Raw genomic sequence first — 21334 nt, 5'->3', positions numbered from 1 at the left:
CGAGAGGAAGCGATTTAGGCGAGTGGCACCGAAACGGTGAGCTTCTGGCCCTCCCGAAGATTATGGTCTTCGGACAGTTCGCCGGCCAAGGCGGAGTTCCGCGACAGGATCGCCTCGAGGATCGGCCGGTGCTGATCCAGGATTTCCTTGGAATCGGCAATCAGCGCGTCGCTCGAGCGGATATAGACCCTGATCTGGTGCTCGATCTGCCCGTATTGCGCGCGCAGCCGGGAATGACCGGAGGCGTCCACCACCGCCTTGTGGAATCCGAAATCCGCCTCAGCAATCTCATCGGGATTTTCGCGCTCGCATGCGGTTTCAAGCGCATCGAAGGCTTCCCGGACGTCAGCGATCTGGGCGGGCTCAGCATTGGCAGCCGTCAAACTGGCCGCCAGTCGCTCGACCGCGCCACGTAGCGTATAGAGCTCCCAGACATCCTGACGCGACAGCTTGACCACCGTCCACCCCGTATAGGGCACCAGACTGACCAGGCCCTCTTGGGCCAGTTGATGAAGCGCGGTGCGCACGGTAGCGCGCGAAAGCCCCATCTCGTCTGAAATCTGCACCTCGGTCAACCGGGACCCGGCGGGAATCGAACCGTCGATGATCCTGCCCCGCAAAACGCCCAGTGCGCGCACATCCGCCGGCATTTTTTCAATCTTAGGAAGCTTCGTTCGATCCATCATGGGGCCTCTTCGGCTGCGTTTCTACCTGTTTATCGTCTTGAACTGATCGGGAACAAGAAGAGCATGTTAAAAAATATCTCAAAGCGCTATTGTCGACAATAGCCCTTTTGCGTATGTTGAGCTCCGTTGGCGGCCTGAGACGTCGCCGCAAGCGAACTTCACCCAGACTTCAACCGCGGGGGCTGCCTGCCGAGCGGGCGACATGTTGCGCCCTGCTCGTGCCGGACCGCGCATGCAGCAATCGAGTGTCCAGATGAAAAAGATACGTAACGGAGATGAAATCCTGTCCGGAGGCGATCGATCTTCCCGGCAGATCGTGCTGGAGATCGCCGACAGGACGCTCGACCGGCTGGATAGCTATCGACGTATGCGCGACATCATGCGCATGGACGGCAGCGTGCTGCATATTGGCACCCGCTCCTGGGATCTTTCGAAGAAGCGCAACGTCTATCTCTTCGGCGCCGGTAAAGCCTGCAATCACATGGCCATGGCCGTGGATCACGTACTCGGCGAACGGCTGACCAAGGGTATTGCCATCGTCAAGGTGCTCGAGGAGACGGACCGGTTTGACAGGACCGAGGTCTTCATCGGCGGGCACCCGCTGCCGAACGAAGAAGGCCATCGCGCCTCGAAAAAGATCATCGAGATCGTCGACCAGTCCGGCCCGGACGACCTTTTCATCTGTGTCATCAGCGGCGGGAGTTCGGCGCTCATGTCCTGCCCGATCGACGGGATCAGCCTCCAGGACGAGATCGACACGACCGACGTCCTCTTGAAATCAGGCGCCGGCATTTACGAGATCAATGCTGTCAGGCGGCACATTTCCGCGCTCAACGGCGGCATGCTGGCCAAGCGGATCCAGGATGTCGGCGCCGAGCTGATCGGCTTCGGCATCAGCGATGCAGTCGGCAACCCGGCGACCGGCGACATTTCCGTGCCCTATGCTGCATACAAAAGCACGCCCATTGGTCCCGATGCGACCACACTGGACGACGCGCGCGCGACGATCATAAACCGCAACGTCGCCGATCGCCTGCCAAAAACGGTGGTCGATTATCTGATGAATGCTGGCCCCGAGGCGGAAACGCCGAAGGCCTTTCCTGACAACACCTATTTCCTGCTCAACACGCTCCCGGACTCCTGCATCTACGCCAAAGAAATCTGCGCGGAGATGGGTATCCCGGCAATGATTGTTTCGTCCTTCCTCGAATGCGAAGCGCGGGACGCCGGAGCCTTCCTCGCCTCTATGGCGCGTGAGATCCAGACCTATGGCAATCCGATCAAAGCCCCTTGCGTGCTTCTAAGCTCAGGTGAGGTCACGACCCTGATCGAGGACAACAACGTCATTCGCGGCCATGGCGGGCCGGGCCAGGAAATGGCGGTCAGCTTTGCGATAGCTGCCGCCAAGACGTCGGGCGCCTGCCTGCTTTCGGTCGACACCGAGGGCACGGACGGGACGACGCGCGTGGCGGGCGGCATAACGGACTCGACCACCGCCAATGCGGCAGCGGAGAAGGGAATAAACCTCTACCAGTCCTTGCGGGACCACAGCTGCTTCGAAGCGCTCGATGCTGTTTCCTCGGCCATCTTCACCGGCAACACCGGCACCAATCTCTGCGACCTCACCATCATGTACGTCCCCGAACTCAAGCGAGGTGCATGAGATGCAGGACAAGATCGTATCCCTTCGCGCCCAGCAGATCATCGACTGCAAGTGCCGCCCCGCCGTCGAGGTGGAAATCCGCACCGAAAGCGGCGCTATCGGCCTTGGCGCTGCACCGACCGGCACGTCTGTCGGCATGTATGAAGCCTTCGTGCTGCGCGACGGCGACCCGTCGAGCTACAAGGGCCTGAGCGTCCACAAGGCGGTCGACAAAGCCGTCAACATAATCGGCCCCGCCCTTATCGGCATGGATGTGTTCGATCAGCGAGCGATCGACGAGAAGATGATCGCGCTTGACGGCACGCCGGACAAGCGCAATCTCGGCGGCAATACTATCTATTCAGCGTCGATTGCCGCATTCAGGGCGGCCGCCGCTTCCCGCCGCATCCCGCTCTACAATCACATCGCCGGAGGCGACATCAGGACCGTTCCGGTACCCTGCTTCAACGTCATCAACGGGGGCCGCTACGAGAATTTCACGCAGTCCTTCAACGAATTCCTGATCGTTCCGCATGGAACGGACAGCATCGACGAAGCCGTCGAAATGGCGGTGACGATGTTCAACCACCTCGGCTCCGTCCTCACCGCCTATCTCGGCCATAAGCCGCAGGTCGCCGGCTCCTACGGCTATGCAGCACCGTCGGACGATCCGGCGGTGGTCCTCTCCATGATGCGCAGGGCGATCGACGAGTGCGGCTATCGCGGCAGGATCTCATTCGCGCTCGATTGCGCGTCGAGCGAGATGTATGACGCCACAACCAAGACCTACCTTTTGAAGGGCGAGCGCGTCACCTCCAGCGCGCTGATCGCCTATGTGCGCAAGCTCACTGAAACCTTCGACTTCGTCTTTATCGAAGATCTTCTCGACGAGAACGATTGGGAGGGCTACCGGAAGGCCGTGCAGGAACTGCCGCGAACCATCATCCTCGGCGACGACTTGACCGTCACTAGCCTGCCCCTGCTTCGCCGCGCCCATGAGGAACATGCGGTCGACGGCTTCGTCCTGAAACCCAATCAGGTGGGGACCATCACCGAGGCGATGGACGCCTACCGGTTCGCCTCTGAACACGGGATGATCGCCGTGCCATCGGGCCGTTCCGGTGGCGTGGTCGATGATGTCGTGATGGACTTTTCCGTCGGCCTGCAGGTTCCGTTCCAGAAGAACGGTGCCCCGCGATCGGGCGAACGCATCGAAAAACTGAACTTCCTGATGCGCGCCAACGCGCGCAGCCCTGACTGCCGGCTCTACGACATCAAACCCCTTCTGCGCTTCTGAGCTCGGACGACGGCTCATCAACCCCCTTCAACATCCATTCGAAAGGCAAAGTCATGTATCCCCGGATCGATTTTCTCTACCTGTCCGAACCCGATATGATCGCAGCCGGCGTCCTTGATGCCGAGCGTTGCGTCACCATCTGCGAAGAAACGTTCAGCCTGCTCGGCGAAGGCGACTATCTGATGGGTGGCGCAAACCACAACAGCCATGGCCTCAACATCGTCTTCCCGAAGGAAACGAAGTTCCCGAACATGCCGGTTGCCGGTCCAGACCGCCGTTTTGCCGCCATGCCAGGCTATCTCGGCGGGCGCTTCGACGTCTGCGGCAACAAGTGGTACGGCTCCAACCATGCCAATGCGTCGAAGGGCTTGCCGCGTTCGGTACTGACCATGATGCTCAACGACAAGGACACCGGCGCGCCGCTCGCGCTGATGTCCGCCAACTTGCTGAGCGCGGCCCGCACCGGCGGCGTGCCGGGCGTGGCCGCCAAGCATCTCGCCAATGCTGATTCGAAAGTCGTCTCGGTGATCGGCTGCGGCCCGATCAACAAGGCTTGCTTCTCGGCGATCATGACCCAGCTCAAGGCTGTCGAAAAGGTCGTCTGCTTCGACATCTTCCTCGACAAGGCCAACGAGTTCGCGGCCTGGGTCAAGGAGACCTATAATGTCGAAGCCGTGGGCGTCGATGATGCCGAGGCAGGTTTCCGCGGCGCTGATGTCGTCACTGTCGCCGCGTCGCGTTTGAAGCCGCTTTTCTTCAACGACGAATGGATCAAGGAAGGCGCCACCATCCTCGTTTCCGGCCCGTTCAACACCGAGGAAAGCTTCCTCACCAGCGCCAAGATCGTCTACGACCACACCGCGCTGCAGGAAGCCTATGTGGAGGATGCCGTCGCCTCCGGCAACAAGGAAGCCTATTACAGCGGCGTCATCGGCGGTCCTTTCTTCCGGCTGATCGATGCCGGAAAGCTGCCGGCGCTGCATGACTCGACCGGCCTCGGCGACGTGGTCAACGGCAAGAAGCCCGGACGCGAAACGTCCAAGGATCGCGTAATCTTCATCGCCTGCGGCATGGCTGTCTTTGACATCAGCTGGGGCTATGAGTGCTACCAGACGGCACTCAAGAATGGCATCGGCCAGTCGCTGAACCTATGGGACAAGCCCAGCCAGGCCTGAGCGCCCAAAAGCCTGGCGGCCGGCCCGCGCCGCCTGGCCTATAACGTCTCCCGCGCTGCGACCCAAAATAGCCGGCGGCGGTCGATTGTCTACGACTGTCGCGGGCGATTTCGCCTTTTGGGCCAGGCTCCAAGGTCACTGCTTTCCCCAACCATCAGAGGACGTGATATGAATGTTATGGTTCGCGATAGAGCCGGGCTGTCTTACATAAGCGCTGACGCAACGCAGCCTTGGGCAAATTTCCTCGAACAGATCGACCGCGTGACGCCCCATCTCGGCGATCTCGCGCGCTCGTCAGACACGCTTAAGCGACCGAAACGGACAATGATCGTCGACGTACCGATCGTGCGTGACGACGGCACGATCGCACATTACGAAGGCTATCGCGTCCAACACACACTTTCGCGGGGCCCCGGCAAGGGCGGGGTGCGCTTTCACCCTGACGTTAACCTCAACGAGGTGATGGCGCTTGCTGGGTGGATGACAATCAAGAATGCCGCGCTGAATCTGCCGTACGGCGGCGCGAAGGGCGGCGTCCGCATCGATCCACGCCACCATTCCCTCGACGAGTTACAACGCGTAACGCGCCGCTACACATCGGAGATCGGCAACTTCATCGGGCCAAACCGTGACATTCCCGCGCCCGATGTCGGCACCAATGAACAAACAATGGCGTGGATGATGGACACCTATTCCATGAATGTCGGCGGGACCACGACCGACGTGGTCACCGGAAAACCGCTATCACTTGGCGGTTCGCTCGGTCGCCGGGAAGCAACCGGCCGCGGGGTCTTCATCACCGCGCGCGAGACTGCACGCCGCTCCGGAATTCCGATCGAAGGCTCACGCGTCGCAGTTCAAGGCTTCGGCAATGTCGGCGGCACGGCTGCCGCAATGTTTCGGGCGGCCGGCGCGAAGATCATCGCCCTTCAGGATGATTCCGCCACCATTATCGACGAAGCCGGAATCGATATCACCAAGGCGCTGGCCTATACTGAACAACATGGCCGGCTGGCCGGGTACGCCTCAGAGAAAACCGCGGCGGGCGAGGAGTTCTGGCAGATACCAACAGACTTCGTCGTCCCGGCGGCGATGGAAGGCCAGATAGACGCCCGTCGCGCGGCAACGCTTCCGACGCGCATCGTCGTTGAAGGCGCAAATGGTCCGACAACACCCGGAGCCGACGACGTCCTGCGCGACCGCGGTATCATCGTCGTCCCTGATGTCCTAGCCAATGCGGGCGGCGTGACTGTGTCCTATTTCGAATGGGTGCAGGATTTCTCATCATTCTTCTGGACCGAAGACGAGATCAACGCCCGGCTCGAGCAGATCATGATCGGCGCCTTCGATGCGATCTGGACACTCGCCGCTGATCGTGGCGTGTCGCTTCGAACCGCCGCTTTCATCATTGCCTGCCAGAGGGTCCTTGCCGCCCGCCAGCGCAGGGGCCTCTATCCCTGAAATCCACGAAACAGGAGGCGGCCCAACGGCCGTCTTGCGCTTCATCTATGCAAGACTCCCGGTTTCGAGCCACTTTGCGGCATCGTCGAGCGTGCAGGCGAAAGCATCGATCACGGCCAAGACCTGGTCTTCGGTGATGATAAACGGCGGGCAGAAGGAGATGGTGTCGTAGATGCTGCGGATGATCAGCCCATGCTCATGCGCCTGCCGGAAGACATAGGCGCCCAATGCACCTCGCGGGTCAAACATGCGTTGGTCACCTTGTCGGCAACCAGTGCCACCCTAGCCCGATGGTGCGGACGTCGCCGACCAGCGGTGCGATGCCGGGCCATTCAGGCCCGCCTGCAGGCGTGCGCCCAGACCTTCGCATGGTCGACCAATTGCCGCTCCGATGACAGCCAGATTTTCCAGCGCAACGGCGGTCGAAACCGGGTGAAGCTGTGTGCGTAGCTACCGATCCTGCCGTTGTTCGCAGTATGAATATCGTTTATTACGTCCGAGACCACGATCGCCGCGAGCGGCTGATAGGTTGAGGTGATCTGCTTCGACAGGACCATGATGTCAGCCTGGAAGCCATAATACTGGCAGCCGAACATCGGGTTGGACCGGCGGTTCGTCAAACGGCTGTCGGTCCCTTGCCGACATGGATTAGACAAAAGCGCTTGCCGCGCAAGGAACTAAGGTCCCCGCGACAGCCATCGGCCGAACTTCCTCCATTTGCTAGAGCTTCCAGATTCTCGAACTCGGCGGTGCGGATTGGGATGCCATCCTTCAACGCTGCGACACGACGCTGGTACCGTTGCTGCGACGGAAACCGTTCCTGTCCGGCCTCGCGCAGCATTTCCAGCAAATCGGAGACCCGGCTGCTGAACCCGCGGTTGCCCCCGCGCGCGGGATCGATGAAGATCAGGAGCTGGCCGGTCTTCGGCGCGTTCGCGCCGGGATAGCCGGCGAAATCCACTTCCGCCGCGAACTTTCCGCCGGTCAGCGCCGAGGCCAGGACCTCGACCATCAGCGAGATCGCCGCGCCCTTGTGGCCGCCAAATGGCAGGATGCCGCCACCGTCATTGATCGCAACGGGGTCGTCGCTCAGCCGGCCGTCGCGATCCACTCCCGTTCCATATGGCACTTTCCGACCGGAACCGGCAGCAATGGTGAGATCGCCATGGGACATATTGCTTGTGGCAAAGTCGAAAATCAGAGGATCGGAACCGCCGACCGGTGTCGCGAAAGCGATGGGATTTGTTCCGAGGACACGCTTGCGCCCGCCTGGGGGAACGACCACGCACCCACCCGTGACAACGCTAAGCCCAACAAAGCCTAACTGGGCGAAGGGCTCCAGTTCCGGCCAGAGCGCGCTGAAGTGATGCGAGTTGTTGATCGCAGCAACCGCAACGCCGGTCGCCTCGATCATCTGGCCGACCTGCGGCCGGAATGCCTCAAAGGCTGGCTGGGCAAAGCCGTTCCGGGCATCGATGCGCAGGAAGGATGGGCCAACCTCCTGAGCATTCGGTACGGCCCTACCATCCACCCATCCGGTTTCCAGGTTTGTCACATAGCCGGGCATGCGGAAAATGCCATGGCTGTGGCAGCCATCCCGTTCGCAGGCGGCGCAATTGTCGGCCAGAACATCCGCGACCGACTCCGCCGTACCTGCCTTCAGGAATATCCGCTTCAGCAGGGCACGAAGATCCTCGAAGGAAACCGTGACGCTGTCGCCCCCGCGACCATTGCACATGCGCAAGGCCCTCACGACACCGGCTGCGCGCCGGTGATCTCGACCAGCGAGCCGCAGATGAATTGCGCCTCGTCCGAGGCGAGGAAGGCGACGAGTGCGGCGACTTCCTCGGGCTTGCCGATACGTCCGAAGGGAACCAGCTTGTCGAGGTCGGCAATCGTGCGGCCGGACCGCTTGACCCCCGCTTCCAGCATCGGCGTGTGGATTTCGCCGGGGCAGACGGCGTTCACGCGGATCTTGACCGGCGCATAGTCGCGCGCGAGATTCTGGGTAAAGGCGGCAACGGCGGCCTTGGTCGTGTTGTAGGCGATGTGGTTGGGTGCGGGATAGAGACCCCATTGCGAGGCGGTATTAACGATAGCGCCGCCACCGGCTTCGATCATCAGCGGCAGGGCAGCCCGGCACAAATGAAACATCGAATCGAGATTGACGGCAAAGCTGATCGACCAGTCCTCGTCGGAGAGCGACAGCAGGTTGCCGCGCCGGTTGATGCCCGCATTGTTGACCAGCGCGTCGAGGCGACCATGCAGCGCAAAGCTATCCGAAATCAGCGAAGCGCATTCGCCTTTCTCCGCGATGTTTGCCGTAATCGTTTCGGCCTGCCAGCCAGCGGCGCGGATATCTGCCGTCACCGCCTTGGCAGCCTCTGCATTGCCGTCCGTTACAACAACCAACGCGCCTTCAGAGGCGAGGCGCTTGGCAATCGCCGAGCCTATTCCGCCGCCAGCGCCGGTGACCACCGCGACTTTGCCTTCGAAACGTTGCATTCGATCTCTCCCTAACGGATGTAGCTGCCACCATTGACGTCGAGTGTCGCGCCGTTCAGCGATGCCTGCGAGGCGCGAAGGGCGAAGGCTACCAATTCAGCGACCGCTTCCGGTTCCGCCATTTCGCCGATTGGAATTTCTCCAACCGCCGCCTGCTTACCGTTCTTGGCAACGAACTCCTCAGCCATGCGGGTACGCACCCATCCGGGCGCAATCGCGGTCACGCCGTCGGCGCCGAAGCTGCGGGCGATCGATTTGGTCAGATTGACGAGCGCCGCCTTCGTCGCGCCATAGGGCATTGCGTCAGCCGCATAGCCGCGCTGGCCCGCCCGGCTCGCCATGTTGATGATGCGTCCACCACCATTCGCCTTGAAATGCCGGATTGCTTCTTTCGCGAGATCGGCGGCGGCAAAGAAATTGACCTGGAAATCCCTTTGCCAAACTGAGCGCCATTGATCGAGATCGGCGTCGATCGCAATGCGGCTCAAGATTCCGGCATTGTTGACCAGCCCATGGATGCGACCCGCCGCTTCGAGCGAGCGCTGCCAGAGCGCGGAAGCGCCATCCGCCGCCGACAGATCGGCAGACACGATGATGCCTCTTCCGTCGATTTCGGCATTCAGCCTTTCCGCGCCGGCTCGGTCGCGGCCGTAATGAATGATCGGCCGGGCGCCGTCCTCTGCCAAAGCCTTGACAATAGCGCGGCCAATCTCGCCCGATGCACCGGTCACCAGGATGGTCTGGCCGGAAAGCGCCTTGCTCACCGGCGTGCCTCCGGCTTGATGTACCAACCCCAGGGATCATCGGTGGCAAATCGGGTGATCTGCTTGGTTTCGAGATAGTTTTCAAAGCCCCAGCGGCCAAGTTCGCGGCCGATTCCGGACTGCTTGTAGCCGCCCCACGGCGCTTCGGTGAAAGTCGGCTGCGAGCAGTTGATCCAGACAATGCCGGCGCGGAAGGCGGCTGCGACACGCTCAGTGCGCGCATCGTCCTTGGACATTACGGCTGCGGCAAGCCCGAAGCGGCTGTCATTGGCGAGATGGATTGCCTCTTCTTCCGTAGCAAACGGGCGGATGCAAACCACCGGTCCGAAGATTTCCTCGACCCACGCCTCGCTGTCGAGCGGCACGTCAGTCAGGATAGTGGGTTCCAGGTAATAACCCTTGTCGAAACCATCAGGGCGCTTGCCGCCGCAAGCAATGGTCGCGCCAGTTGCCTTTGCTTTCTCTATATCGCGCACGACGTTCGAATATTGTCGCGCAGAAACGAGCGGTCCGAGCAGGATCCCGTCATCGAGGCCATTGCCGATGGTGATCTTCCTGGTTTCCTCGATCAGGCGGGCAAGCAGCCTCTCATAGATGCCCTGCTCCACCAGAACGCGGGAGGTCGCCGAGCAGACTTGTCCCTGGTTCCAGAAGATGCCGAACATGATCCACTCGACGGCCTGTTCGATATCGGCATCGTCGAAAACGACGAAAGGCGACTTGCCGCCAAGCTCGAGGCTGATGCGCTTTACGTCTCGCGCTGCCTGCGCCATCATCTTCGAGCCGACGGGGCCGGAGCCGGTGAAGGCGAGCTTGTCAACAAGGGGGTGGTCGACGACGGCCTGTCCGGCGATCGAACCCGCCCCTGTCACGACGTTCAGCACGCCGGCCGGCAATCCAACATCATCGGCGATGGCGGCCAGTTCAAGGGCGGTCAGCGAGGTGAGTTCAGCCGGCTTCAGCACGACCGTGCAACCTGCCGCAAGCGCCGGCGCCACCTTCCACGATGCCATAAGCAAGGGATAGTTCCAGGGGACAATCGCTCCGACGACGCCCATTGGCTCCTTGACCGCCTTGGAGGTGAAGCGGGCATCGCCGAGCAGGACCGGCTCGACGGATTTCGTGTCGAATTCCTCAGCCAGCCCGGCATAGAAATCGAAGCAACCGGCAGCGTCGGCGATGTCCCAGTCCGCCTCCGGGAAAGGCTTGCCATTGTCGAGCACTTCAAGCCGGGCGATATCGGCCTGCCGGGCGCGAATGCCGGCCGCGATGGCGCGCAGATATTTGGCGCGCTCGGCGCCGGTGAGCTTCGGCCAACCATCCTTGTCGAAGGCGCGTCGCGCTGCCTTCACGGCGAGATCGACATCCTCCTCGGTTGCGAGCGCGATTTGCTGGATCACCTCTTCTGTCGCTGGATTGATGACATCGGCCGTGCCGCCCTTTGCGGGGGCAACCCATTTTCCATCGATATAGAGTTTGTCCTGCATCAGATACTCCATTGGCAACCCGGCTCAGAACCGGTCGACACGATAGGGGGTAAGATCGACGGGCGGGGTGACCCCGGAAATCAGGTCCCCCATCAGCCGCGCATTGGTCGCGGCATAGGTGAGCCCGAGATGGCCATGGCCGGTCGCATAATAGAGATCGCGATGCCTGGCAGAGGCGCTCATGACAGGCACCGTGTCTGGGAAGGCCGGACGGTGGCCCATCCATTCACTCGTCTGACGCACTTTCAAATCGGGCAGAGCTTCGAGCGCGCGCTTGACGGTGATCTTGGCGCGGCGATAGTCCGGTGCGGCGTCGATGCCCGCCATTTCCACCGTGCCGCCGACGCGGATGCCGCCTGCCGTCGGTGTCACCATGAAGGCCTTGGCCGGCCAGATGATCGAATGGCGCATGGAAATACCGGGATCCATGATCTGGGTGTGATAGCCGCGTTCGGTTTCGAGCGGGATCGGCTCGCCGAGATCCCCGGCCATGCGGGCGGTAAAGACGCCGGCCGCAAGCACGGTCTTGTCGGCATTGATGGCGCGGCCGTCCTTCAGGCGGACAGCCTTCACCCCGCCCTCGCCAACGTCGAAGCCGCCGACGTCGCCGCGAATGATCGTACCGCCGAGGGCCTGGAAGCGTTCGGCGAGAGCGATGACGAGCCTGTAAGGGTCTGCAACCGACCGGTTGTCGGGAAAGAGCACCGCTTTGCCGATCTTCGTCGTCAGTGCCGGCTCAAGGTCGCGGATGGCGTTGCCGCCGAGGATTTCGTGGCGGAAGCCGAAGCGCTCCAGGATCTCGATATGATCGCGATCGGCCTTGAACTCGGCCTCGTCGGCATAGAGGCTGAGGCAGCCTTCGGCGCTCAGCATGTGAGTCAGACCGGTCTCTTTCAGGAGCGCATCGAGGTCCTCATGCACGCGATGGCAGAGGACCGCGCCTGCTGCTTCGAGTTCGCGAAGCTTCGAGGGACGGCTTGCTGCCAGAAAACGCAGGAACCAGGGGATAAGCCGCGGCATATAGGACGGCCGGACACGCACCGGGCCTTCCGGGTCGAGAAGCCATTTGGGCATCTGTTTCCAGATCGCCGGTCGGGAAGCGGGCATGAACTCGGTCACGGCAATGCTTGCCATATTGCCAAAGCTTGCTCCGGTGCCCGGACCATCCCGCTCGATCAACTGGACGGAATGCCCGCGGCGCTGCAGGTCATAAGCCAGCGTGGTGCCGATAACGCCGGCGCCGACAATTGCGATCGTGGATGAAGTGCTCATGTTGCAGTCCGCCGGATCAAACAGTTGCCATCCAGGTGTCGGCCACCGTGAAGCCATTCGGATACGGATCGGTCGGATCCATGCCCATCTGGTGAAAGCCGGTGATCCATGCCTGGCCAGATATCGCGGGAATGACGGCGTCGTATCGACCGACCTTGGCCAAACCGTCGATGGTGCACAAAAAGCGGCTGCCGGTGATGGATTCATGCACCAGTGTTTCCCCGGGCGCGATCAGACCTCTGGCATGAAGCAGGGCCAAGCGGGCCGACGAACCCGTGCCGCAGGGCGAGCGATCACAGCGGCCGGGAGAAACGACGACGCAATTCTTTGACACCAGTTGGCCGTTCTCGCGGCGCAGCGGGCCCATGAATTCCGTGTTGGTGATGCCCGGAATGGCAGGGTTTTCGGGATGTTCGACCGCAAGCTGCTCCACCGCGGCGGCTTTCAGCCGCTGCCCGAGTTCGCACAGTTCCCGCGCTTCGGACGGATCGATCGAAAAGCCGAGTGTTGCAGCGTCGACCATCACATAGGTCATGCCGCCATAGACGATGTCGACCCCGACCGTACCCAGGCCGTCAACCTCGATCTTGCTGTCGACGTGGTAGCAAAAGGCAGGCTGGTTCACCAGACGGACGCTCGTCACCTTGCCGTCTCGGCATTCGCAGCGCACACGGATGAGGCCTGCCGGCGCCTCAAGTACCAGCTCGGTGACCGGCTCCTGCATGGGAAGGATCCCCGTTTCCAGAAGCACGGTCGCGACGCACATCGTGTTCGACCCGGACATGGCGGGATATTCGGTGGTTTCGAGGATCACATAGCCCATATCCGCATCTGGATGGTTGGACGGCAGTACGATATTGGCATTGTGCCAGACGGCACCGCGCGGCTCGAACAGCACCATCTTGCGGATCTCGTCCATGTGATTTTCAAAATGAAGTTTCTTGTCGAACATCGTCTTGCCCGGCACCTGTCCGACGCCGCCGACAATGACCTTTCCGCTCTCGCCCTCCGCATGGCATTCGACGACGGAGAGCACCTTTTTGAACCGCATGACCCCGATCCCTGAACCCCAGAAACAATACGGGGGCCCGGGATCCCGGGCCCCAACGACTCCAAAACCTTACCAGTTGAGGATCGGCTGCATCGCGGCCTTGAACTCGGCCTTCTCGGCATCGGTCAGGGGGCCGAGCGGCGCGCGGCACTCGCCGACGGGCAAGCCCTGCAGGTCGCAGCCATACTTGATCTTCTGGACGAATTTTCCGGATTCGAGGATGTTCATCGCACGATAGAGGGTCTTCATCATCTCGCGCGCCTTGGCGATATCACCTGACTTGTAGGTGCGGTCGAGATCGCAGCAGGCTTTGGCCATGCAGTTCGACGGTCCGCAAATCCAGCTTTCCGCACCCCAGAACATGAAGTCGAGCGCAATATCGTCGGAACCGCTGACCAATTGGATCTTGCCCTCGTAGCGGCTGGCGATATCGATCGCCCGCTGCAACACGCCCGAGCTTTCCTTGATGCCGATGACACGCGGATTGTCGGCAAAGTGCTCCATCAGTTCGAAGCTTATGTCCGAGCCGTCCTTCGCCGGGTAGCTGTAGAGCACGAGGTTGACGTCGACCGCGGCAAGCACGGTTTCATAGTGCTTGATCAGCTCTTCCTGGGTCGGGCGGGTGTAGAAGGGTGGCGCGAGCAGAACCGTGTCATAGCCGATCTTCTTGGCGAGCTCGGTCTGCTCGATAACCTCGCGCGTGGCCGGCGCATTCGTGCCGGCGATCAGGATTTCGCCCGGCTTGGCGAAGTCCTTGACGAACTGCAGGACGTCGCGGCGCTCCTCGGTGGTCTGGCTGAAATATTCACCCGTCGAACCGTTCGGCACCCAACCGGTCACTCCTGCCTCACGCAGATGGGCCAGAAGCTTTTCAAACGACTTGAAGTCGATCTTGTTGTTTTTGTCGAAAGGGGTGACCAAGGCAGGCATGACGCCGGTGAGTTTCATCGCGAGGCTCCAATTGACAAGAATTATGACTGTTTCGATCCGAGGGTCTTTGGCAGGGCATTTTCGCCGTCCGGCGGCACCTGCATTCGTCCTCCGTCTGCCGATGTTATGTCGTCTTAATGTCGACAAAGTCAAGATGAAAAAATCCTTGTCGACACGGTGTCCATTGGAATCTATGGTCAAGGCACATCGGCAGCGAGGGATTTGAAGTGGAAGAACAGGAACCTAGGCGCATCCGTGGCACCGGCTGGAAAAGCGTCTACGATACGCTGCGAGCCGAGATCCTGGGGCTGAGATTGCAGCCCGGCCAGCTTCTCGATGAGACGACGCTTGCCGAGCGTTTCGACATGTCGCGCTCGCCCGTCCGGGAGGCGCTGATCCGCCTGGCGGGCGAAGATCTGGTGGTCACCCTTTCCAACCGCAGCACTATCGTCGCGCCGATTGAAGTCGGGACATTCCCGAAATATGTCGAAGCCCTGGACATCGCTCAGCGCATGAACACGCGCCTTGCGGCGACACTGCGCACCGACGCCGATCTCAAGATCATTGCCAAGCGCCAGAAGGAATTCGAGGCGGCGGTCAAGACCGGCGTTCACCTCTCGATGTCCGAAGCCAACAAGCGCTTCCACATGGCCATCGCGGATGCAGGAAAAAATCCCTTTCTTGCCTCGTTCTATGAACGGCTTCTGGGACAAGGCCAGCGCATGCTGCACCTGCATTTCGAATATCTCGAGAGGACGCATGAAGGCTATCTCCTCACCGACGAGCACAATCTGATGCTGGAAGCGATCCGCAACCGCGATGTGGAGCGAGCAGACGAACTCGCCCACGCCCATACCCGTCAATTCCAGGACAACTTCATCAATTTCATGCGCGAAAACTACACCACCGAAGCTCCTCTCGTGCCATTGAGCGCCGCAGAATGAGCGATGTCATCACCGGTCCGATTGGCTTTCTCGGGACGGGAACGATCAGCAAGGCGATCATCACGGGTCTGCTTGCCGACCCGGCATTCACCAACCCGATCGTTGTCGCGCCCCGCAACGCCGAAATCGCAGCGAATCTCGCGGCCACCTATCCGCAGGTCACGATTGCCGAAGACAATCAGGCTGTCGCAGACAGCACCGACGTGGTCTTTCTGGCCGTGCGGCCGCAAATCGCAGCGGAGGTCACAGGATGTCGCGGGAATACGCCACCAAGGGAGGCCTGAACGAACAGGTCTGGACGGATTTCGACCAGAACGGCGGAACGCGCGCTCTGGTCGACGCACCGATCGGGTGCTGTTGCGTATCACGAAATAGAGCCTGCCGTCAGCCATCCGGGAAGCGCGGTCTCGGCAAAGCCGCTGCAGGCAGCGTCGACGCAGCGTTGTAGGCTTCCGAAATGGAACTCCCTGCCCACGGCGGCGGGACCGTAATGCGCATATTTGCCGGAATTCGTCATGATATATCTGACGCGGGGGGCAATGACAGGCTCAGAGATCAGGCACCAGCAGGTATCGTTGAGGAACCGGCCGCCGAACCTCGAGATCACGTCGATAAAGCCCTCCTTCTTGGCTTTCTCGAAAACGTCCCTTCCGCAGGTCACGATCATGTCGACCTTATCCGACTTCATCCTGCCAGTACAAAGTGCCGCGAGCCGTTCGCATTCCGTCAGCGAGAAATGCGGGTTGCCCAGCGATACGAGATCGACATCCGCGGAGCCGGCATTGTTGAGCTCGCGCCACGTCTCGATCAACGCCTCGATCGTAATCGTGTGGCGGCCCACTCCAGGCGAGCCGCCCGTCGCCTCTTCGACGGTCCTTGCCTCCGGTGTTGCGCCAACAATGTGGAACATCGCCACAGCCGACGTCGTGGCAAAAGCCGCGCCGAAAGCCTTGAGATCATCGAGGGAGATCGGTAGCCCCTCCAGTCCGGTAAGGACGGGAATGTCGTTCGTTGCGATCTTGCCCACGTGATATCCCAATGCCGGCCAGAAGGAATCGTCGAGCACATCAGGACGCGGAACAATTATCCGGAGCGTGGCAAGACGCTTCTCGGGAAGGTAACAATCGGCATTCGGAGCGCGCCCGGTTATGGCCACAAGAATATCGAGATAGTCCGGATATTTCATCGTGCGCGCGCCCAGCACCGCGTTCGCAAACACCACGGCATTTGATTCCGCCCAGGCGATCCGCTGGCCGAATGCAGGCGCTCTATCGAGTAGATAGGGCGCACATGTATAGGTCGGCTCGACGCCCATGGCCCTATAGATATCGGCCAGCTCGTCGGACGGCCTGCCAAGACCCGGATCGACGCCGAGGCCTTGCCACAGGCGCCGATCGACGCAAAGCGAATTCATGGTCGAGCGTATGCGAACGCGGCCACCCAGTTCGAACAGTCTCCTGGCAAATTGAAGAACGCCCGACCCGTGGTAAAAACATCCGTCGATATGCGCCATATCGACATCGATAAGGCTGTGGGCCCCTTCGATCTGCGCGGTTCTAATGATGATGCGCATGGCGACCCGTGCCGCCTCGCCGAATTCACCGTCGAGAAACCGCTGGTCAGTCTCGGTCAGTTCGAAACCCTCGAGATCGAGGGTGACAGAATCGCCGTCATCGGCCATGGCGGGAGCGGCTGCGTGGAGATCTACCTGGCCATCGTGGACGACCGCATGCCGAGCCTCGGCAAGTGAGGCAAAGTCCTCCGCGGACAGACGGACGACCGGAATGCTCTTCCGGAACAGCTCCTTGGCAATAAGCACGCCCAAGGTCAAGATCGTCTCCTTGTGCTGCAAGACGAGCGCGCTCGGAGCATGACCGTTCATGATAAGTTCGAAGATGGCCAGGCTTCCTGCGCAGGAACCCCGCCCGCTGGGGATTGCCAGGATCTTCCCGCAAACGCTTTGTCCATGCAGTGGATGGTGCGTGTCGATCACGACTCCGGTCATGGGATGCACGCCTCCCATGAAGCTGAGGCCGACGTGGGAAAACAGAAGCTCACCCGCTCCGATGCCGGCGACAAGACATTCTCCATTCATCGCTCACTCCCCCGATGATTGCTGCTAGCGTCTCTGATTGACGTGTTCTCGACACCAATGTACCCCGTTCGGGGCTACGTTATTCGTCTACGCCGGCTGGGCAGCTGCGTTAGTGTAAACCGAGTAGACCAGCCAACCGCAGTCCACTGGCAATGTCACACCTGTGATGGCAGCGGCTGCAGGCGAACAAAGGAAGAAGATGGCTTCTCCAATTTCGCTCGGCTCGACAAACCTTCCGAGAGCCGACTTGGAGATAACCTTCGATGGATCGCGTTCTCCCTTATCGATCCTGTCCTTCATCGCCGGAGTAAGGGTGTATCCCGGGGCCACGGCATTTACCCTTACCCCCTGCGGGCCCAATTCGGCTGCCATCACTTCCGTTAGAGTTTTCAGGGCCGCCTTGCTCATCGCATATGCGGGTTGCGGCAGCGCATGAAACGTCGTCAATGAGCACATGTTGATAATCGCACCATGGCCTGACTCAGCCATTTTTTTCCCAAAGGCTTTGCCGGTCAAAACGCTTCCACGCAGATTAACATCGAGAATTCTGTCGAAATCCTCGATACGCATCGATGTCAACCGCGTGGCGTTTTGAAGTATGCCGCCCGAATTGATCAGAGCTGCAACTCCGCCTTCTAGAGAAAACACCTGCTCTGAAAATGATTGGACTGCCGCCTCGTTTGTAACATCGAGATAAACAGACTGCACATCGAAGCCCTGAACGCTTAGCTCGCCAGCTATCTCTCGGCCGCGGTCAGCATCGATATCGGCGATAATGACTTTCCACCCCGAGGAGGCAAACTTTCGCGCCGTCGCCTCACCGATGCCACTTGCTCCACCCGTCACTACCGCCCGTGGCGTCTGGCTGCCGGCGCTTGCGCTCATATCACCGCTTCCTTCTCGGTAAGGCTCAGAAGCGTCGATCTAATGTCGACAAAGAACTTCTGTCAACCGGCTCATGTGAGAACGGCTGCTCTATCTTTCTGTCGACATTTGCCCGACATTCTGCAACATAGCGCTACCTGCCCTTCATGGGCGCTGTGTTCAACACTCAACGGAAGTGATTGGTATGACCCGTTACATGTTCGACTGCATCGAGGGCCATACGGCCGGCATGCCCGTTCGCCTGATTGTCTCTGGGCAGCCAGATCTCGTGGGCGAGACACAGAATGAGAGGCGGCTGGATTTTATCACAAGGTACGATTGGATCCGCAGTGGCCTGATGTGTGAACCGAGGGGCCATGAGATGATGTCGGGGGCAATGCTGGTTCCCTCGACACGGGAAGACTGCGATATAGGCGTACTCTACCTTGAAACGTCGGGATGTATACCGATGTGTGGTCATGCCACGATAGGACTGGTGACATTCATCATCGAAAAGGCGTTACTCGAACCGATTACGCCAGGAGTTGTGCGGCTAGACACCCCAGCCGGGGTTGTAGAGGCAAAATACGAAAGGATCGGCGATAAGGTCACAGGGGTTCGGTTCAGCAACGTACCCTCGTTTGTTCTTGCCCAAGGCGTAGAATTGGACCACCCCGACCTCGGCCCCATCGTTTTCGACATAGCTTACGGTGGCAATTTCTATCCCATTGTCGAGAGCCAGAAAAACTTCAGGGACTGCGCCGACTATTCGCCTGAAGAGTTGCGGCGAATGGCACAGGTTCTCGTGAAAATGCTGCCCGGCGTCATTGACGTTGTCCACCCGGATAACCCCAGTATTCGAGGCGCACATCATACAATGTGGTGCGGCGCACCCACGAACGGGGGCGATGCACGTGCTGTCGTGATCGCCACTCCGAAGATCATCGATCGCTCACCCTGCGGTACAGGCACATCGGCGCGTGTAGCCCTCAGAGCGGCTCGAGGAGAGCAGGAAATCGGCGATGTCTTCACCCATGAGAGCTTGATAGGATCAACGTTCAAGGGCCGGATCGAGCGGCACGTAACACTGGCGGCAGGCATGCCTGCAATCATTCCAAGCGTAGAAGGGAACGCCTATATAACAGGGGCATCCACTCAGTTGATTGATGACCAGGAGCCATATGTTGAGGGGTTCCTGAGCTGACCTCAGGTCACCTGTTGATCTAAGCGTCAGCGACTTTTTGAGGCCAACATCCTTGGCAGCCGTCAATTGACCCACTTGCAGCAAAATGCCGCATAGTAATCCTTCCAAGCTCGTTTCGCGCTTTTCTGGTTCTGACTTTGAAGAGATGGTCAATATCGTCACGCGCCACTTTGTGCGCCGAAAGATAAGATCTCTGTCTCGCAGTACCAATGATGATGAGGTTGGGCTGATGGCGGCGCTGGAAGCCTTGGCGGTGGAGTGCGTCACCGGAACCAAGGTCATCGTCATCGGCCGCTCCAACGATCTCGGTCTCTATAAGAAGCTCTTGGACGCCGGCGTGAGCGATTACCTGGTAACGAAGCAGAGTCCCCGCCCGGTTAAGCAACCTGGATTAACTGAGGTCAACCGCAAGTAGTTCCCCTATGGCATTCGTCCAGTCTGGTGATTGTGCCGACGGGCTGTTCATGGCTAGGAGCGTGGCGGGCCGGATCGGCAAGGCGTGAGACAGCGACATCATGAAAAACAGTTATAGATGGTGGGGGGTGAAATGCGCAGCCAAACCTTGTCGGTAGAGCCGAAATGGGCGACCGTGCGCCTCGCGTAAGAGGGGCCGAGTCGGGTTGATGGGAAAGAATTGAGGTGCGGCTTTGCCGCCGGGCGGTGGAGAACGAGCGGAGACTAAAGCGGGAATGCTAAGCAGAATGAGCAAGGGGTTGGCGCGAGCCGGAACCCTTCCGGCGTTGAGTGTGGTGGTAGTCGCCTGCACTTTATCGAGCCCCGATCTCATCGGTACGGCGCACGCCCAGGAAGAATTCGTGAGCCTTACGGGCACCGTGGAGCACGTGACGTTAGCGCCGAACAACACCGTAACGATCAGGACTGGCAAGTCCTTCGGTGATCTGGTCATCGGCAGCGCCGAACTTATCGATGTCGTACCGCTCTCCGACCGGTCGCTGTTCATCCGCGGCAAGCAGATCGGCGCCACCAACATCTCGGTCTATGACGACGACAAAAACCTTCTCGGCGTCATAGACATTCGCGTCACCAGCGATTTCAGCGAAGCCGCCGCCGCCATTCGTTCCGCCGCACCTTCAGCGCGGATTCGGGTGTTCAACTCCAACGACCGCATTCGCCTCACCGGCACCGTGCGCGACGCCGTCGAATTACAGCGCGTGCTGGAGATCGCTCAGTCCTATTCCGATCAGCCGGTGCTGAACCAGTTGCGTGTCAGCGATTCCCAGCAGGTCATGCTGGAAGTGCGGGTGATCGAGGCCTCGCGCCAGACCGGCCGCGACCTCGGCATCGGCTGGTCCGGCCAGGGCCGGAACGGCATCGGCAAGGCCACGACCAGCCAAGGCATCAGCGTAGATGAAGACGGCAATCTCGTCCGCACCTTGGAAGATGCCGCGGGCGCGGCGACGGGCATGCAGCCCTTCGGGCAGTTGATCGCCAAGGTGCTGGAAATTGCCGGCGGCCAGATCGACGTCGTCATCAACGCGCTGGAGCAGAAGGGGCTGGTGCGCCGCCTGGCACAGCCGAACCTGATCGCCATGAGCGGCGAGACCGCGAGCTTCCACGCCGGCGGCGAGGTGCCGATCCAGACGACGGTTGCCAACGGCGCCACGGTCGCGACCGAAACCGATTACCGGCCCTTCGGCGTCAGGCTCACTTTCACGCCGGTGGTGCTCGACAGTGGGCTCATCAGTCTCAAGATCGAGCCGGAAGTCTCCGAGCTCGACACCTCGATCAACGTCAACGGCAATCCCGGCTTCATCTCGCGCGCGGCGAAGACAACGGTGGCGCTGCGCGACGGCCAGAGCTTCGCCATGGCCGGGTTGCTGCAGTCGATCAATGCCAAGGACGTTCAACAATTGCCGTGGGTGTCGCAGGTTCCGGTGATCGGCGCGCTGTTCCGCTCGACGAGCTTCCTGAAGCGGGAGTCCGATCTCGTCATCAT

Annotated in this window: 19 protein-coding genes and 2 pseudogenes; 9 read left to right on the top strand and 12 right to left on the bottom strand. The window is 60.4% G+C overall.

Annotation, left to right across the window (positions count from 1 at the left end):
• Nucleotides 1-14 precede the first annotated feature (14 nt).
• A complete protein-coding gene (locus GHK62_RS25885) occupies nucleotides 15-683 on the bottom strand; it encodes a GntR family transcriptional regulator (protein ID WP_153441877.1) in 669 nt (222 codons plus the stop codon).
• A 256-nt stretch (nucleotides 684-939) separates the two neighbouring features.
• On the opposite strand from GHK62_RS25885, the gene GHK62_RS25880 reads away from it, so the two are divergent.
• From GHK62_RS25880 to GHK62_RS25865, 4 genes are all read left to right on the top strand, one after another.
• A complete protein-coding gene (locus tag GHK62_RS25880) occupies nucleotides 940-2349 on the top strand; it encodes a glycerate kinase type-2 family protein (protein ID WP_153441876.1) in 1410 nt (469 codons plus the stop codon).
• A gap of 1 nt (nucleotide 2350) precedes the next feature.
• Nucleotides 2351-3625 (top strand): phosphopyruvate hydratase, encoded by a 1275-nt coding sequence (eno, locus tag GHK62_RS25875; RefSeq protein ID WP_153441875.1) that lies wholly within the window; start codon nucleotides 2351-2353, stop codon nucleotides 3623-3625.
• Between the two features lie 53 nt (nucleotides 3626-3678).
• Complete coding sequence (locus GHK62_RS25870; protein WP_153441874.1) at nucleotides 3679-4800, top strand: tyramine oxidase subunit B; 1122 nt, start codon at nucleotides 3679-3681, stop codon at nucleotides 4798-4800.
• Between the two features lie 168 nt (nucleotides 4801-4968).
• The gene (locus tag GHK62_RS25865) at nucleotides 4969-6261 is read left to right on the top strand and encodes a Glu/Leu/Phe/Val family dehydrogenase (RefSeq protein ID WP_153441873.1); all 1293 of its coding nucleotides are present in this window, start codon (nucleotides 4969-4971) and stop codon (nucleotides 6259-6261) included.
• A gap of 45 nt (nucleotides 6262-6306) precedes the next feature.
• On the opposite strand, the gene GHK62_RS25860 is transcribed toward GHK62_RS25865, so the two are convergent.
• The 9 genes from GHK62_RS25860 to dapA all read right to left on the bottom strand — a co-directional run bounded on the left by GHK62_RS25860 (nucleotide 6307) and on the right by dapA (nucleotide 14288).
• Nucleotides 6307-6510, bottom strand: coding sequence for an aminotransferase class III-fold pyridoxal phosphate-dependent enzyme (locus tag GHK62_RS25860; RefSeq protein WP_153441872.1), 204 nt, complete (start codon nucleotides 6508-6510; stop codon nucleotides 6307-6309).
• Between the two features lie 83 nt (nucleotides 6511-6593).
• The gene (locus GHK62_RS25855; protein WP_153441871.1) at nucleotides 6594-6881 is read right to left on the bottom strand and encodes an aminotransferase class III-fold pyridoxal phosphate-dependent enzyme; all 288 of its coding nucleotides are present in this window, start codon (nucleotides 6879-6881) and stop codon (nucleotides 6594-6596) included.
• Complete coding sequence (locus GHK62_RS25850) at nucleotides 6878-7999, bottom strand: Ldh family oxidoreductase (RefSeq protein WP_153441870.1); 1122 nt, start codon at nucleotides 7997-7999, stop codon at nucleotides 6878-6880. The genes GHK62_RS25855 and GHK62_RS25850 overlap by 4 nt, the downstream gene beginning before the upstream one ends.
• Nucleotides 8000-8010: 11 nt before the next feature.
• A complete protein-coding gene (locus GHK62_RS25845; protein WP_153441869.1) occupies nucleotides 8011-8766 on the bottom strand; it encodes an SDR family NAD(P)-dependent oxidoreductase in 756 nt (251 codons plus the stop codon).
• Between the two features lie 11 nt (nucleotides 8767-8777).
• Nucleotides 8778-9530, bottom strand: a complete 753-nt coding sequence (locus GHK62_RS25840; RefSeq protein WP_184108879.1) for an SDR family NAD(P)-dependent oxidoreductase — start codon at nucleotides 9528-9530, stop codon at nucleotides 8778-8780.
• Nucleotides 9527-11017 (bottom strand): aldehyde dehydrogenase family protein, encoded by a 1491-nt coding sequence (locus tag GHK62_RS25835; protein WP_167528362.1) that lies wholly within the window; start codon nucleotides 11015-11017, stop codon nucleotides 9527-9529. Before GHK62_RS25835 ends, GHK62_RS25840 begins: the two co-directional genes overlap by 4 nt.
• A 24-nt stretch (nucleotides 11018-11041) precedes the next feature.
• Nucleotides 11042-12289, bottom strand: a complete 1248-nt coding sequence (locus GHK62_RS25830) for an NAD(P)/FAD-dependent oxidoreductase (protein WP_153441866.1) — start codon at nucleotides 12287-12289, stop codon at nucleotides 11042-11044.
• A gap of 16 nt (nucleotides 12290-12305) precedes the next feature.
• Nucleotides 12306-13340 (bottom strand): proline racemase family protein, encoded by a 1035-nt coding sequence (locus GHK62_RS25825; RefSeq protein ID WP_153441865.1) that lies wholly within the window; start codon nucleotides 13338-13340, stop codon nucleotides 12306-12308.
• 69 nt (nucleotides 13341-13409) lie between these two features.
• Nucleotides 13410-14288 carry a 4-hydroxy-tetrahydrodipicolinate synthase gene (gene dapA / locus GHK62_RS25820; RefSeq protein WP_153441864.1) on the bottom strand — a complete coding sequence of 293 codons (879 nt, stop codon included), beginning with the start codon at nucleotides 14286-14288 and terminating at the stop codon, nucleotides 13410-13412.
• A 209-nt stretch (nucleotides 14289-14497) separates the two neighbouring features.
• Between dapA and GHK62_RS25815 the strand changes: the two genes are divergently transcribed.
• Together GHK62_RS25815 and GHK62_RS25810 are read left to right on the top strand one after the other, a co-directional pair.
• The gene (locus GHK62_RS25815; protein ID WP_327791099.1) at nucleotides 14498-15214 is read left to right on the top strand and encodes a GntR family transcriptional regulator; all 717 of its coding nucleotides are present in this window, start codon (nucleotides 14498-14500) and stop codon (nucleotides 15212-15214) included.
• Nucleotides 15211-15589, top strand: a pseudogene (locus GHK62_RS25810) (NAD(P)-binding domain-containing protein). The gene GHK62_RS25815 and the pseudogene GHK62_RS25810 overlap by 4 nt, the downstream one beginning before the upstream one ends.
• Here the strand turns inward: GHK62_RS25810 and lhpI are convergent.
• Nucleotides 15579-17309, bottom strand: a complete 1731-nt coding sequence (lhpI, locus tag GHK62_RS25805) for a cis-3-hydroxy-L-proline dehydratase (protein ID WP_153441862.1) — start codon at nucleotides 17307-17309, stop codon at nucleotides 15579-15581. The pseudogene GHK62_RS25810 and the gene lhpI sit on opposite strands and share 11 nt — an antisense overlap.
• Before the next feature lie 87 nt (nucleotides 17310-17396).
• A complete protein-coding gene (locus GHK62_RS25800) occupies nucleotides 17397-18194 on the bottom strand; it encodes an SDR family NAD(P)-dependent oxidoreductase (protein WP_153441861.1) in 798 nt (265 codons plus the stop codon).
• A 184-nt stretch (nucleotides 18195-18378) separates the two neighbouring features.
• Between GHK62_RS25800 and GHK62_RS25795 the strand changes: the two genes are divergently transcribed.
• The 3 genes and pseudogenes from GHK62_RS25795 to GHK62_RS25785 all read left to right on the top strand — a co-directional run.
• Entirely contained in the window at nucleotides 18379-19377 is a 999-nt protein-coding gene (locus GHK62_RS25795) for a 4-hydroxyproline epimerase (RefSeq protein WP_153441860.1), read from the top strand.
• Nucleotides 19378-19594: 217 nt separating this feature from the next.
• Nucleotides 19595-19732, top strand: a pseudogene (locus tag GHK62_RS33720) (CtpF protein); the annotation flags it as partial.
• 346 nt (nucleotides 19733-20078) lie between these two features.
• Nucleotides 20079-21334, top strand: a 1256-nt coding sequence (locus GHK62_RS25785) for a type II and III secretion system protein family protein (protein WP_167528361.1), incomplete at its 3' end; no start/stop codon positions are given.

It is taken from the genome of Sinorhizobium terangae (assembly GCF_009601505.1).
Taxonomy (GTDB): domain Bacteria; phylum Pseudomonadota; class Alphaproteobacteria; order Rhizobiales; family Rhizobiaceae; genus Sinorhizobium; species Sinorhizobium terangae.
Note: the sequence above shows the minus strand (reverse complement) of the source record. Positions and strands in the feature narration are given on the sequence as shown.